Genomic DNA, 14490 nt, shown 5'->3' with positions numbered 1-14490 from the left:
AGGGATAACCATAGGGACAGGCCCCATGATTCAGCTTCCCCGCTCGGTCACAAGGCGGTGCTCGGCGGAGGGGTACGCAGCTTCCAGCGCGCGGCGGAGAAGTTCGTAGGCTGCTGCCTCAGCCGGGTCATTAAGTGCTTCGTCGCTGACCGCCGCATCCGTGCCTGAATCCATCACCGTGGGCTCATGGAACTCCCTGGTGAATCCGTTGCTCATGTCGCTCGCTGAGGCCATGGAGTTGTCTTTCGAGCCGGTGGGAACGCTGGCAGGCTGGTCAGTTCAGAAGATCCTGAAGGATTTCAGCGCGCGGCGGGCACCCGCAGGAACTGCCCGTAGGACAGCGTCACGAGACGCTCGGTCCCGTCCTCATACAGTTCGTTCACCCCGATCACCTTTTCGGGGCATGCGGCAGGGCAAAGCCGGGTCGTGTCTCAAGGGATCACGTATCCTGCCTGAGCCACGAAAGTGTTGTCCTTCATGTGATGCTCCTGCTCCACGCCATTGGGGACGCCGCCAAACAATCCGAGGAAATTTTATGTCGAGGGAGTCGATGCCGGGCTGTGCCAGTCCGATGCGCACGCCAACCGCATCGACCATGCTGGCAAGCATTCTTTTGACTTAGACCCGGGCGGCTCTTCCCGCGTAGCAAATCAATAGGCGGTCAATGCAGACGCGATGGTCGGCACCAGGAGGCGAGCCTCCCCAATAAGGGGCGGTTTTCAGAATGCCCTGAAGCGGTTAGCGATGATGAAGATGGCGGCGGCAGTGAGCAAGGAGAGGACGACCCGTCCGAGCCTATCCTGCCGTCGATCCAGGCGTTTGTTCGCGAGCAGCCAAGCGCAGCCGTGCTCGACAACGCATCGGACCTTGCCGAGCCCTGAGCCGTGGGGCTCGCCGATCTTGCGGATGTGCGGTTGAACCCCGTCACGTAAACAGAGCCAACGGTTATCGGCACTGTCGTAGCCTGCGTCGGCGTAGAGCCTGCCGATGGCGGCGCAGACGACCTGGGCCAAGCGCAGCAAGTCGGGGAAGAGCATGGTGTCATGGACATTGGCGGCAGACGGCATGACCGCCAGCGGCAGGCCGTCAGTCGAGACGACCACGTGATACTTGGTGCCGGGTTTGCCGCGGTCGGTCGGGTTCGGGCCAGTCAACTCGCCACCGTGCTTAGCCCGTACTGAGCAGCTGTCGACCACGACGTCCCAAGCGGCGGCATCGGGACCGGAGCGCGCCATTCGAACGAGGACGGCATGGACACGGCGGAGCAACGCCGTCGTGTGCCACTCGTCCAGGCGGCGGCGGAGGGTTGAGCCTGAGGCGCGCCCGTCCGCCGTCCGAAGCTCACGCCACTGGACGCCCTCACGTAGGAAGAAGCGCAGCGTTTCGATGACCTCCGCAGTGGGCATCGGCGGACGTCCAGGGCCGCGAGGTCGATCGTCGACCCAGTCAATGATCCTCGCCACCAAGTCCGCAGCTGTCGGTCCCATGCCCGCCTCTCTGTGCCAAAGGCAAAGGAAACCGACAGCACATCAGCGGGTTTCCGGAGGGGTATCGTCAGATCAAGGTTTTGGAAACCGCCTCTAAGAAACGGCGACGGAATCGAAGAACACATGCCGCCCGTCATCGCACGAGCAAGCGACGGAGAGGCCGCGCGCCTGCTCGCGCTGGGTGGCGTCGGGCTGGCGCGACTAGCACGTTTCCAGGTGGACGCCGACATCGGTTCTGGTGCGCTGATGCCGGTGCTGGAGGATGTGCATCCCGGCGGCAGCGAGGACATCCACACCGTCTATCTCGGAGGTCCAAGTCCCCTGCCTGCACGCGTACGCGCTTTTGTGGATTTCATGGCTGACCGCTGCCGCCTACCTGACATGAAGCTGCCCCACCCGACGGGAAGTGTTGACCTGATAACTCGCATCTGAACCAGAAGTGGTTTGGCGACGCCAACCTTGAATCGGCCACTGCCCGTCCAAACCAATACAACACCATCGCTCCACCGCACTGATTTTACACTGCTTTTGAGGTTTTTGGCACATTCACGCAGAAAAGCAGGAAAGCGCAGTTTCGAACGAGAATGCTGCAAGAGCTATAGGTTGCTGATTTCCTCTCGCCTGTTTTATGATGTTCTTGGTGCCCACCACAACCTTGCGTCCAGATGCATTTTTCCAGATTTCTGCGGCAGAAGATCTTCGCGGCAGCTGCGCTGGGTGTGTTGCTCGTCAACGCTTCTTCAGCTTCAGCTGGGCTGACCGAAGCGAAGGAGGCACATGAGCGTGGCAACTTCACCACGGCCGCTCAAGAACTCCTACCCCTTGCCACTGCTGGCAACCCGACTGCTCAAACACACCTCGGTTCCCTCTACCTTTCTGGTCGCGGTGTGCAACGGGACCTGGAGAAGGCGCGGACTTGGATGGAGAAGGCTGCCCGACAAGGTAATATAGGCGCGAAACTCGGCCTTGGAATTTTACTCTCACGCCACCCAAGCCAGGACAATGATCAAAGTGATGCCCGGCGATGGCTGGTCTCTGCCGGTGACGACGGTAACGTCGAAGCACAGTACCAAGCTGCCCTACTGCTCGACGCCGGGATTGGCGGTCCATCGGATCCCGTTACAGCCGCCAAGTGGTTGCGTTTCGCAGCCAGTGCAAAGCATATGGAAGCCACGACCCTGTTGGCCATGCTCCAACTGGAAGGGCGTGGCGTACCTGAGGATTTCGACCAGGCGTCGCTCCTTATCGAGACATCTGTCTCGGCCGGAGATGAACGGGCTATTCAACTGCGCCATCTGCTCGAGACATTATCAAATGGGAAGCCGCCAGTGCCCCCTTCAGCGTTGGCCGGTTGGGACAGGTGGAGGCGGGCCGTTGAGATCGACGTCGGCTACAAGACCGACAAAGTCATGGTAGTGAAGTCGCCCAAAGCAAACCTGAGAACCGACCCCACGGCGAAGGCCCAAGTGGTCGCGCAGATAGAACAGGATCGAGCGGTCTATGTCCTGGCGCGCCGAGGCGAGTGGTCGATGATCGCAACCCCGGACGCGGTGATCGGGTGGATGAATGCGACCACCCTGACAGCCCTTGCTCCAGTAGCTGGCCCGCTGTCTACAACGTCGAGCATGCGATCTGCCGGTGACCAGCAACTCGTACTATTCGGTGTCTCCCTTACGACAGCTGATCGGTCGACCATGCAACGAGCGCTTTCGGCACTTGGCGCTCGCGACATCAGCAGCGGCAACAACCAATGGCCCGGGCGCTACAACATGCAGGGCTTGGCAAACTATCGAACTTGGTTCGACCTGTACGACGGGAAGACCTTGCTCGACGGAGCGATTAACCTTGAAGTCGGATACGCTCAAGGAGCCCGGTTTGCAATCGCCCGATACATTTTCAACAACTTCGACTACCTTAATGGTCAACGTCTCATCGAGATGCTGACGCAGAAATACGGTCCGAGCTCGGTCCGACGATCGGGCCTCGACGAGGAACATGTCTGGCGGCGCGGTGATGTCATCATTCGAGCAGGCAGAAAGCACATGACCGGTCCATTCTTGGTCTATGAGGTTCCTGAAGCCGTCCGCCAGTTGGAGCAGGAGATCGAGAACGCCCGCCAAGATGCCGTCCGGCGCAAGGCTGCTCAGCAGTCTGGTCGGTTTTAAGGAGGGAACCATGGAACGGCATCGTCCGCTTACCCTTGCCTTGATGGTTCTATCTGGGCTGCTGGCGTCCACGGAGGCCATCGGGACGCCGCGCGACCTGAACGATCTGAGCAACATCATCATCGACGAAGCGTATCGTAGCCCACCACCGAATAGCCTGCCTCCCGTCGCAACCACCCCTCCACCGGCGGTCCTGTCTCCTGCTGCCGTTCAGCGCAATGAATCACTTCGAGTGACCAGTGCTTCCGAGATTTACTGGGTCTGGGGGGTAGCCGCTCTTTTGGCCTTTTTGCTCTGGCGTAAGTCCAGTACTGGACGCGCCAGAACTAGCCGCAGGACATCAACGGACCGTTCAAGGCCGCACTGGAGGGAGCGATCAAGCGCAGCTACACCGAGGATCTCAACCGAGGATGCAGAAGCAGCACGCAGGGAAAGCGGGTACCAAGCTGAACTTGAGGTGGACGAGATCCTCAGAGGGCTTGGCATTCCGGTCTTACATGAGATCTACGTGCCCCATCGCGGTCACCACACCGAGATCGATCACCTTGCTCTGGTGGGAAGCCATATCTGGGTCATCGAGACAAAAGGCTGGTCCGGAGATGTCCTTGGCAAAGCCACTGACACAGAGTGGCAACAGGTGAAACGCCATGATACAAAGGTATTGAAAAACCCATTACGTCAAAATGAACATCATTTAGGTGTTCTCCATGGTACCTACAGTCGGTCTTCTTTCCGGCCAGTTATCGTTTTTACTCACGCCCGTTTTCCGGAAGGCAAGCCTGACGGGGTTTTTACCCTTGACGAACTTCCTGACTTGGTGGCGCGGGATCGGACCTCTATTCCGGACGAGGAAACCAAACGGGCTTGGGGGGACCTGTCATCGCAATCCGGCCGCCAGTCGAAACAGGTACTCCGCGCACAGCATAGCCAGCGCCTGGAAGAGCAGAAAACAAAATTAGCCCATAGCCATGAAACCGATGATGTTCCAGTGAACCTGTCACCGCTGCGCGCAATTCGACCAAGCAATATCACATTGTCGGCCACAGGCAAAAAGTAACACACTAAAAGCTATATTGATTCAGTATTTAGATGTTACATCTAAATATAACATCCATAACAGTTTTCGCACATTTAATATTAATTTGCATTAACAAAGTTTGTAGCAGTCTGAAGAAGCCCATCCTAGTTGTGATGAACAGAATATTACGAACTGACCGATTCTCAATGGGAGCGTCTGGTGCTACGGCTTCCTCCGGAGAAGCCGCGCGCAGGCCTCCCAAACCACTCTCACCGACGCATCATCAACGGGATGCTGTGAATCGCCCGCAGTGGAGTGCTGTGGTGGGATCTGCCGGAACGGTATGGCTCATTCGGCACGGTGGCGAGCCGGTTTATACCGCTGGCGGTGCGGGGATTTGGAAACGCATCTTGGAAGCGTTGCAGGCCTGCGCCAACCGTCGGGGCCGGGTGGATTGAAGCCTGCATTTCTTGGACAACACCGTTGTTCGAGCTCATCAGCACGCGGGTGGCACCAGTAAGGCCAGCGGCGAAAAAAAGGGGATCGACGGCGAGACACGTGCTCGCTCGCGCGGCGGTTTCTCGACCAAGACCACATCCACGCCGAAGGTCTCAGCAAACCGGTGACCTTCACCCTGACCGACGGTGAGATGCACGACAGCAAGGCTTTGGCCACGCTTATTGGAGCCGGTTGGATCAAGCAGATGGGCCGCAGACGCCCACGCCTCAAGCCGGACCGGCTAGCAACCGACAAGGCTTACAACAGCGGCATCATTTGCTCCGCTCTGGGATGACACGGCATCCAGCCGTTGATCCCGACCAGAAGCAATGGGCGGCCTGACCCAAATTTCGGCCGCGACGCTTATCGCGAACGCAATCGCGTCGAGCGGCTGCTCAACAAGTTGAAGCAGTTCCGGCGAACCAAGACACTGCATGAAAAGCGCGCCATTAACTATCTTGCCACGATCAACATCGCAGCGATTTTTCGATGGCTCTGAACTTTGCCAACACGACCTACACTGCTAAGCTACAAACGCAAAAAGAGCCCATACGGGCTCTTTTTGCGAAAGTACCTTCACAGGCACTTCGGAGATCGTTTAGACTCAACCGCGTCCAGTTCTGGATCCTACCTTCCCTGACACAGCCCACTGAAGAAGCATCGCGGCGGAGTGAAGCTAACATATGCTGAAAACCGTCCATCGTCAAGGATGTTTCTCTAGCGAGGCTGTCAGCCTCCCCTTATAATGCGCGGGACTAGACCAATCGGTGTACCCCAAATGGACGCTCTGGACCGTTTTATTGATGAACTCCTGGAGCAGGAAGTGAGAGCGCCCCTTAAACTGAAAGCGCCTCTCGGCAAGGCTGAGCGGCACTCTGTGCGCCGTTTGGCCGCCCGGGCAAACATTGATCTACTCCGAAACGCCCTCAAGGAGCTTCGCGGTGCCATAAAGAGCGCGCAAAAACAAGGAAACCCGATGCAGATTGGTGCGCGGTTAGACCGTGTCTACCATCGCAAGGTTGCCGAGCAGGCGCAACTGTTTCCGGTGCTTCACGAATTCGAATCGGGGTATCGTTGTCACGTCGCAGCATGGATGGAAGATCATTATAAGACACGAAATTGGTGGTCCGGGGTATTGGAGGCCGCCCAAGGCCTTGCAGGATATTCGGCGTTCAAGGGGATCAACGGCAGGTCCGTCTCCTTCGGAATCTATGATTCGATCAACGCCCTTCTAAGAGGAATAGACGGGCCAAACTTTGAAAGAGGCAAAGTCCAAAAGGCTTCAAGTGGCATTCATCTTCTACAATTGTCAACCCTTTCTGATCTAGAAAGGCTCACTTTTGAGCACTGGACTGACATTTCGAAGTCACTACGCTCGACTCTGAGCGACGGTAGCCCTTTGACTGAAGCAGTTTTCAAAGGCATGTTCAAGAGGGTCAGAGAAGCGCGAAACGACTGCTACCATCACAACGAGGTGGCAAAGCGTCTCGAGATCGTAAGCAACGCAGAGCAACTACTCGCATTAATTGGAACACACCTCGAATCTGCTGTAGATTTGGTCAACATGTCCGCAGTTAAACCAATCCAGTTTAATATAGAATCAGACAATACCTTAGAGCCTCATTTTCAGAACAGTGAACATGATGTGGTTATGTCCTTCCAGGGAATGGATGTGCCCATCCGAGGACCACAACAAGCGCGAAGCACCGGGGATGCTGTTGCGAAGGCTTTGTGTGCCTTGAATGCCGATCAAAGAGCAATGCTCCTCAGCTTGGCTGTTGTGTCTAAAGATAAATCCCCTCCGAGGGAGAAAACCCCGATATAATATAGTCTCGCCCTCCACGCACCGATTGTTTGTGTGATGGCACTGAAGACGGCAAAGAGGCTGGCTAAGCGGCAAGATATGCCTTGCGGAAAATACGGGCCGGAGCCGGTAAATTCTAGTGCATACTCCGATTATTCTGAGTCATAACCGGCGGCGGTGAAGAAAGCTCAACTATCGCCTGGGGCCACGCTGTTGATAGCATCTCGGATGGCATCCCACAGTTTCGGGAGGGACCTTGCGGCCGCTTTCCTGAGGTGCATATTGATCTTGGAGAAAGCGGGTTAAAGTCAGGGCTATAGGGTGGCAGGAGCTTCACGACGGCGCCTGTCCGCTCGGTTGCCGCCCACACGGCCGGAATCTTGTGGGCGGGCAAGTTGTCCATGACAACGACGTCTCCGTAACTCAGCGTCATCCCCAGAATGCGCTCGATGTAAGCGAGGAAGGCCGCACCGCCCATAGCGTCGAGCGTCATCGGGGCGGTGACGCTCAACAGCCGAGATCCGGCCGCGGGCATCGAGCCAAGCTTTGGGCTGGTAGCTTTGTCCGCTCGCTCCTGTTCGGCAGCGTGCGCCGTCTTTTTACCGCGTCACGCCGTGACGCTGGAAGAACCGGCACATGACACTGGGCAGTGGCCGATACTGCACAGCCTCGTCTAGACTCGCGGCAACCTCCACCAAAGTCAGGTCGGACTTAGAGTGCACATCACAACCTTAGAGTGCACATCACAACCGGTCTGATGTTGAAGAAAATCAATGCCTTCAGCGCGTCAGACCGGGGTTTTGATAGACACTCTTATCTTCGATCCAGCCCAGAATGAGGTCTCGGTACCCGTCGATCCGATGCGAGCGGACATTGCCGCTGCGCTTGTCCGGGGTCAGGTCACCGAGTGTTCGCGCACGCATCATCCAGCGGATCGCCGAGGAAACTCCGACTTCGAAGAGCGCCGCTGCCGCCCGGCAAGAGGCTCCAGCGGCAACCGCCTCCACCAGACACCGACGAAGATCGACCCACAGTGCTTTCGGCATCCGGACTGGCCTCCTCCAACCAGTTCGAAACTTGAATCACAACTGCGCGACCCTGGAAATCCCCCGATTTGAATGCTAACCAATCCGCTCTAGTTTTCCTGACGGGAGCACCAGTATATATTATTACAACAAGCATTTGAATTCATGAATTACAGCCAAAGAAATACCACCTCATAGAGAATTTATAATTGATTTTTTACAAGCTTTCATAATATTCTATAACCTCCTGGACATAATCTTTCCCTATTCCTCTACCGCTCAATTGACCAACATAGTCACAAAATTTTGCTGCACAGGAACCAGATACCTTGTACTGGTTAATATTTGGCTCTTTCTGTGCCCAGTGATGATAAATAGCAAGAACCTCATGCGATCCGACAATATGCCCAAAAACATTAGTATCTGCTTCAGAAATAAATTCCGACACCGTCTTTATTGCAGACTCGCAATCTTTAGCTCCCACCGAAACATGAGAGATATTATCCCAAGGGGCATTCCGTGGCGCATCAACACCAAACTGGTGCGCGATACGATTTCGTTTGTTTTGAATATTCTGCAAAGCGGGCTCTAGCACCTTCAACTTTTCTGGAAGCTTACCAAATACGATCTCAAGTTGACGAAACCGGTCCGCCCAGAGACCAGTTACAAATTCATTCACTTGACTGTCGAGAGCCTTTTTCCAATTCGATGGTGGTTTTGCCTTCTTAAGAACGAACCGATAACCGTCGACATTGGTCAACGAGCGATCAGTTAATTCCGGCTTTGCTTGCAAAGCGGTTGTTGAAATTGACTTTAGGTAAACTTCCAGCAACGATGCGGCAGATAATAAAACATGCTGTCGAGTCCAGTCACGAAACTCATCGGCAGCGCTCTCCCAATCAGCGGATGAAGCAAACACCCCATGGACGCCTGGCCCTGGAGAAGGAAAGTGTATTGACGAAAACCCGGATCGGATATGTCTCCTCGATCTCTCTGAAACCCAGAAAATATTGTTAAACCTAGTCAAGTTCTGTTTTGCGACCTGCCTAGCCAGGGAAGTTCCAAAAGGCAGTTTACTAGGTAGCTTCGGCATTTCTAGTTTCCTTCTCCATTAGACAAAACAAAGCTCAACTCAACCATGTTTGTAAAATGTACCGGACTATCACATTTAATATTCGAAGATCATGATAAATATTATACGGTTATATGCCTTTTCTAGAAGAAGTTATTATTATCATTTTTATACGCTTCTACAAATTTTCGATTATGTACATTAATAACATTCATCCACGTCCTATGACTTTATTTTCTTTATTTCGGCAATCATTAGTTCCGCCTTGTTGAAAATCAAATTTTCTTCAATTACTATACCTTTCCAGTATCTTTCATAATCGTTTCCTAATCTAAATTCTTCGGCTTTATAGGCGTGTATTGTGTTTCTGCGATCCGTCAATACATCCAAAGTATCATAAAGGTGACTAATATCTGTTGATCCTTTGCTTTTCCAAATATCTCTAAGTCTACCAAGAGTTACAGATTTTTCCTTTTCTGAAACATACCCGCGAGCGTGAGCGTGGTATCTTAGTCCAGCCTCTATTATAGTGGCAGCAGTCAGTATCATACTCTTAACCATACCAGCACGAATACTAAAACCAACCGGTTTCGAAACATTTTTTTCAGAAATAGGTAATTTCCCGCTTGCCGTCACTAAATTACTTATAATAAATTTCTGAAATTCCAGATATTGTTCTTCAGAACACATTATATTGACTATATTGTCATTTTTAATATTTGACCACTGCTCTTTGATAGCTCTTATAGGTGGAGCATTAAAGGTCGGATTTGAAAATCCCCAAATAGTTACATAGTTATCGGACATTGCTTTCAATTCCCAACATGATTGCGATATTTGCTAGATTCGAATCCCTCTGAGGGATATTTACTTTCCGACAAACCCCAACCTTGCCAACGTCGCATTATCCATCATCCCTGTGACTACAAGCCCCTCAGCCCGCTGGAATGCTCGCAACGCCTCCTTGGTCCCCGGTCCCATTTTCCCATCAATTTTGCCCTTGTAGTAGCCGAGCCTCATGAGTTCGACTTGGACCCGCATCGTCATCGCGATGGCGTCCTGCTGGCTTGCTCGAGGCGCTGCTGTGGTTCCTGAAGAAGCCGAACCGGACGCCGGTGCAGGCGGCTGGTAAGGAGCGGTCGTCGTCTTCGACGGGCTGGACCAGGACGGTGTCGTCACCATCGAGGGCGCGTTGTAGACCGGTGCCGGGGGTGGCGGAGGGGGAGGTGAATAGACTGGCGCCGAATAGGACGGCGACGTGTAACCGCCAGCGCTCGAATAATGCGACCGATGGCTGCTATGGCTCCGGTGGCTGGAATGGCTGCGATGACCGATGTAGATCTCCGGGCCTTCCATCCGGTTCGGCATCACGAACGTCAGCGGCTGAAGCCGGGTGTTCGACGGGTGCGCCTCGGGCAATAGGACCGGCAGCGGCCCCGCCTGCACGGGCGACCAGATGCTCGACAGGGTGGCCGCCGTCGGCGCCGTCCAACCCAGCACCTGCTTCAGGTAGTCGGTCCAGTTCTTCTTCATTCCGCTGCCTCATCGAACCTGAATGCCCTGATGCCCCGGCTTCGCCATGCCGGGCCGTGGGACGCGAAGAACCCGCAGCAGCGCGGCCGCATCGAGCACCCCTCGCAAGCCGGGTCGTAGACGTTCTTCCAATCGGAGATGCTCTGACGCGCCAGCGGCCAAGCGGCCTTGGGCAGGACGCAGAGCGGGACGTTGTAAATCGACGTCGTGATGCCGCGGTCCTGGAGGTGCCAAGCCGCCTCGGCCAGCGCTGGGCCATAGTCCACCGGATCGACCCACAGCAGGTCCCGGTTCACCTTGGCAAAGCCCATCGGCTCCAGTCCCATGAAGGCGACGTGGCTGACGAACGGCATGTTCCGCCAGATGAACTCCGCGAAGTGCTGCATGCGCGGTAGGGTCTGCGCATGCACGACGAAGCGGATCTCGATCGCGTGTCCGCGTTCAGCCAGATTGTAGATGCCGTTGACAGTCGCGTCGAAGGCGCCCGCAGCCTGGACGACATGGTCATGGCGAGACGGCACATCAGCGTAAAGCGGAATGGCCCAGGTTGCGAACCCGGCTGCATCATGGACGCTGTCGGCGACGGCAGGGTCGGCGAAGTTGCGCCCGTTGGTCAGGATGTGCAGGCCGGTCCACGGCAGCGCCGCCTTACAGCTGCGGATGAGCTCCGGCAGCAGCGGGCCGAGCAGCGTCGGCTCGCCACCGGTGAAACCCAGCTGCGGCAGATCCCGGTCGATGAGCGGGATGAGGTCCAAGAGTTCTCTGACCCGCCAGAGGTCGTCCTCATCGCGCGGCGGCTGGCTGCACATCAGGCAGCGGCTGTTGCACTGCACGGTCAGGAACAGGGAATTCGCGTTCGCCCCGCGCCGGTAGAGCACGCTCAGCTGCCCGCTGTCCTGCCGCACCCGGATGACGTCGCCGGGATTCACGACGTCGGTGTTGCTCAGCCCGCAGATGACCGGCAGGACGTCGTCTGGGCGCCTGTCGGTGGCACCCGGCCGCATCACAGCGGCGAAGCGCAAGTCGCGCAGGACGCCGGTGTCAACGTCGATGCCGTCATCCAGGTGCACGGCGACCTGCTCATGAGGCACGTCTCCCCGCAACGCCTCAGCGAGGTCCAGGACCTTCAGCAATTGCCGGGACAGGGCACCCGAGATCACCGCCCGTGTGTGAAGGGGAAGCATCAGGCGGCCTCCGCGTCCGGCAGGCGCCGAACCGGCCGCTGGGTCACCCAGGACGTGAAGGTCCTCACGACGTGCGGGTCGGCCTCGGCTAGGTAGCGGAACAGGATCCGGAACAGGCCGGTGTGCTTGACACAATGGGCGTTCGTTGGCCGATGGCCGACGGGGTCGCCCTCGCGCGCCAAGTTGAAGACCGGGTCAGCGCCGCAGTAAGGCAGAAAGGCGCAATCGGAGCAGCCGGGCAGCGCCTCAGCGACGCCGGTGGCGAGCAGCAGCTGCATGCCCTCGGAGTTCATGAGGTCGGCATGGCTGTCGTGGACGGTGCCGAGCCGCAGGCTATGGTCGCCCATCTCCGCCAGCATCCGACCTTCATCGGAGGCGTAGACGTCGCCGTCGTAATTGTAGACCCGGGCGCCCAGACCGGCGCCGGTCGGCGACCGTAGGTCGACGTAGCCGGTCGGAAACGGCGTCAGGATATGGCTGAGGAGGAAGCCCGTGTACGCCTCCTGGATCGCAACGCCCTTGCGGTTGAGCTCGAGGATGTAGGCCAGCGCCCGTTCGTAGAAGGGCAGGAACTCCTCCATCCCGTAGCCGATCCGCTGTGCCGCCTTGGCGGCGAAACCGAACGGGCTGAGAGGCCGCAGGAAGATGGAAGGGAACCCAAGGCGGACATATTCATCTACGATGGCCTCTGGGTGCTTCAGGCTCTCACGGGTGAGCGTCGTCAGGGCCGTGAGGCTGCGCTCGCCCAGAGCCTCCCGGACGCGGCCGATACCCTCCAGAGTGCGCCGATGGGACTCTCGGCCGGGCCGGGGCCGGTTGGCATCGTGCAAGGTCTCGGGACCGTCCAGCGAGGTGGAAAGCTGGAAATCGTGGCGGCGGAGGAACTCCAGCACCTCGCCGTCGGCCTGATGCAGGGTCGACGTCATCGAGAAGGTGATGGCGCGACCCTCGACCCGATTGCGTTCCTCAATCGCTTCCACGATCTGCTGGATGCGCGCGAACGCAAGAAGGGGTTCGCCACCCTGGAACTCGACCGTCAGGGACGGCGACGGCGTCTGGAACATCAGGTCGATGGCCGCGGCTGCCGTCTCGACCGACATGTCGAATCGTGCCTGGTCGGCCGTCTGCCTGGAGACCTGGCAATATCGGCAGCTGTGGTCGCACCGGAGCGTCACCACGAACACGTGAAGGGCTGGTCCACCCTTCAGGAAGGACTTCCGGGTTCGGTACTTCGCAGCGACCATCCTGAGGGTGGTCGAGGGATCGCCCTCGACCAGGAAATGCTTCCCCTGAAGATCCGCGTAGGCATCGGTGGCCGGACTCAGCGTCCCGGCCGCGAAGCCTCTGAAGTCGGTCTCGTCCAGGAACTCGAACTCGCCGACCTCGGACGTAACCAGCACCTTTCCGTCGACGCCAGGGATGCGCGTGAACCGAAAAGGCATCAGTTGGTAGCCCGGTTCCTTCGGACGAAAGTCAGCCAGTGGTGCAAAGGGGAGTCGCCCTGCCAACCCTGCCCCCTACCGCTTCACGGGCGCGGGTGCGCTGGCTTCGGTCAGGGCAGCGGAGACGATGGCTTCGCGGACGGCTCGTGTCTTCTCCTCGATGCTGGCGCGCAGGCCGAAGTCGATCAGCGCGTTCCCGAACTCGCCCCTGATGGCATCCGGGTCAGCCGATGAGGCCTTAAGCCTGAAGCCGACCAAGATGCGTGCGCCCTCCTCTGACTCGAGCCAGCAGTGGCACCTGTCGGTGAAGGCGTAGCAGGTGCGGAGTACGACTTCCCTGGGGAAGATCGCCATGTCGACCGAGAGCGTGAAATCGAACGGGAACGCCGCGCCTCGCGGGACATCCGATGGTTGGGTGACGGCGGAGGCTGGCATGGCTGAGAACCGTAGCTGGCGTACTATCCATTAGAGGTAGCCCAGCCTGTCGAAGCACAGATCCAGTTTCAACCTATTTTTGAGAGATGGCCTGCGTCCATGTAACTCATGCGAGCATACCATAGTATGCACAGAACTCAACCTTCAACCGGCTGGAGGGGAGCGCACCCCTGCCATAAGCTCGTCGAAGAAATCAGCGTGTGGCTCCGGCAAGGTACCCGCGACCCAGTAGGCGAAGGCATCGCAGTACCATTCCTCGGCGATGGCATTGTGGTTGGACAGGAGCTTGCGCGATACCGGATCAGCGAGCCACCCGAGGTGGTTCATCCTGCGCAGAAAATCAGCGTGTCCGGCTTCGATACGTCGGCGCGTCGCACCGGGGCTGGCTTCCCGGGCTTCCAGAAGTTCGAGGACGAAATGGGCGTATTCATGCAGGATGACGAAGGCGACTTCCCGCTCGGGGTCAGTCTCTCGCTGCGCCAAGGCAGCGAGCCAAGCCAAGTTCAGCCGGACGTTGGCCGTGCCCTTGCTGTGCAGACCGATCGCAGCACCCGGCCGATGAAGCTCCTCAATGAAGTAGCTGACGCTGCACGGCGGCAGGCCGCCCAGGCCCTTGGCATCCAACAGGCAGTTGGCCAGCGCTGCCGCGAGCGCGACGAACTCGTCGGCCACTCGCGACCGCTCGATGAACTGCGCCGACGGCAAAAACCGCATGTGATGTCTCCGTTTCCACAGGAAGCACATGGTGACGGATCGCGATCTTCCTATGCCTTGGCGCGGAGATCTGCGGGGCGCACCGTGTCCGCTGGCTCGGTCGCGGCAGTGAG

At 57.4% G+C, this 14490-nt stretch carries 14 protein-coding genes and 2 pseudogenes; 5 read left to right on the top strand and 11 right to left on the bottom strand.

The genetic code is table 11. The features are described 5' to 3' along the window. Positions 1–30: 30 nt before the first annotated feature. Complete coding sequence (locus TSH64_RS07050; protein ID WP_146208009.1) at positions 31–216, bottom strand: hypothetical protein; 186 nt, start codon at positions 214–216, stop codon at positions 31–33. A gap of 503 nt (positions 217–719) precedes the next feature. After that, entirely contained in the window at positions 720–1487 is a 768-nt protein-coding gene (locus TSH64_RS07045; protein WP_109096134.1) for an IS5 family transposase, read from the bottom strand. A 123-nt stretch (positions 1488–1610) separates the two neighbouring features. On the opposite strand from TSH64_RS07045, the gene TSH64_RS07040 reads away from it, so the two are divergent. The 5 genes and pseudogenes from TSH64_RS07040 (at position 1611) to TSH64_RS35285 (ending at position 6993) form a co-directional block, all read left to right on the top strand. Further along, positions 1611–1919, top strand: coding sequence for a LysR substrate-binding domain-containing protein (locus TSH64_RS07040; RefSeq protein WP_109096133.1), 309 nt, complete (start codon positions 1611–1613; stop codon positions 1917–1919). Between the two features lie 233 nt (positions 1920–2152). Then, positions 2153–3652: an SEL1-like repeat protein gene (locus TSH64_RS07035; RefSeq protein WP_109096132.1), complete on the top strand. Its 1500-nt coding sequence runs from the start codon at positions 2153–2155 to the stop codon at positions 3650–3652. A 10-nt stretch (positions 3653–3662) separates the two neighbouring features. Then, positions 3663–4709 carry a nuclease-related domain-containing protein gene (locus TSH64_RS07030; protein WP_158285357.1) on the top strand — a complete coding sequence of 349 codons (1047 nt, stop codon included), beginning with the start codon at positions 3663–3665 and terminating at the stop codon, positions 4707–4709. Positions 4710–4862: 153 nt separating this feature from the next. Beyond that, positions 4863–5667, top strand: a pseudogene (locus TSH64_RS07025) (IS5 family transposase). A 279-nt stretch (positions 5668–5946) separates the two neighbouring features. After that, entirely contained in the window at positions 5947–6993 is a 1047-nt protein-coding gene (locus TSH64_RS35285; RefSeq protein ID WP_146208008.1) for a hypothetical protein, read from the top strand. Positions 6994–7190: 197 nt separating this feature from the next. On the opposite strand, the pseudogene TSH64_RS07020 reads toward TSH64_RS35285, so the two are convergent. The 9 genes and pseudogenes from TSH64_RS07020 to TSH64_RS06995 all read right to left on the bottom strand — a co-directional run. Then, positions 7191–7465 (bottom strand): annotated as a pseudogene (locus TSH64_RS07020) (transposase); the annotation flags it as partial. A gap of 286 nt (positions 7466–7751) precedes the next feature. Next, positions 7752–8018 (bottom strand): helix-turn-helix domain-containing protein, encoded by a 267-nt coding sequence (locus tag TSH64_RS36580; RefSeq protein WP_146208007.1) that lies wholly within the window; start codon positions 8016–8018, stop codon positions 7752–7754. A gap of 196 nt (positions 8019–8214) precedes the next feature. Continuing rightward, entirely contained in the window at positions 8215–8916 is a 702-nt protein-coding gene (locus tag TSH64_RS35275) for a hypothetical protein (RefSeq protein ID WP_146208006.1), read from the bottom strand. A gap of 375 nt (positions 8917–9291) precedes the next feature. Next, on the bottom strand, positions 9292–9876 hold the full coding sequence (locus TSH64_RS35270) for a hypothetical protein (RefSeq protein WP_146208005.1): 585 nt from the start codon (positions 9874–9876) through the stop codon (positions 9292–9294). Positions 9877–9936: 60 nt separating this feature from the next. Beyond that, entirely contained in the window at positions 9937–10602 is a 666-nt protein-coding gene (hxsA, locus tag TSH64_RS07015; RefSeq protein WP_109096129.1) for a His-Xaa-Ser repeat protein HxsA, read from the bottom strand. Next, on the bottom strand, positions 10599–11786 hold the full coding sequence (gene hxsC, locus TSH64_RS07010; protein ID WP_109096128.1) for a His-Xaa-Ser system radical SAM maturase HxsC: 1188 nt from the start codon (positions 11784–11786) through the stop codon (positions 10599–10601). Before hxsC ends, hxsA begins: the two co-directional genes overlap by 4 nt. After that, positions 11786–13228 carry a His-Xaa-Ser system radical SAM maturase HxsB gene (gene hxsB, locus TSH64_RS07005; RefSeq protein WP_109096127.1) on the bottom strand — a complete coding sequence of 481 codons (1443 nt, stop codon included), beginning with the start codon at positions 13226–13228 and terminating at the stop codon, positions 11786–11788. Before hxsB ends, hxsC begins: the two co-directional genes overlap by 1 nt. Positions 13229–13303: 75 nt before the next feature. Further along, positions 13304–13663, bottom strand: coding sequence for a His-Xaa-Ser system protein HxsD (gene hxsD / locus TSH64_RS07000; protein ID WP_146208004.1), 360 nt, complete (start codon positions 13661–13663; stop codon positions 13304–13306). 144 nt (positions 13664–13807) lie between these two features. Further along, the gene (locus TSH64_RS06995) at positions 13808–14377 is read right to left on the bottom strand and encodes a hypothetical protein (protein WP_109096126.1); all 570 of its coding nucleotides are present in this window, start codon (positions 14375–14377) and stop codon (positions 13808–13810) included. Positions 14378–14490 lie beyond the last annotated feature (113 nt).

Origin of the sequence: Azospirillum sp. TSH64 (assembly GCF_003116035.1) — a bacterium.
Taxonomy (GTDB): domain Bacteria; phylum Pseudomonadota; class Alphaproteobacteria; order Azospirillales; family Azospirillaceae; genus Azospirillum.
The sequence above is the reverse complement of the archived record's forward strand: the minus strand, read 5'-3'. Positions and strand labels throughout refer to the sequence as shown.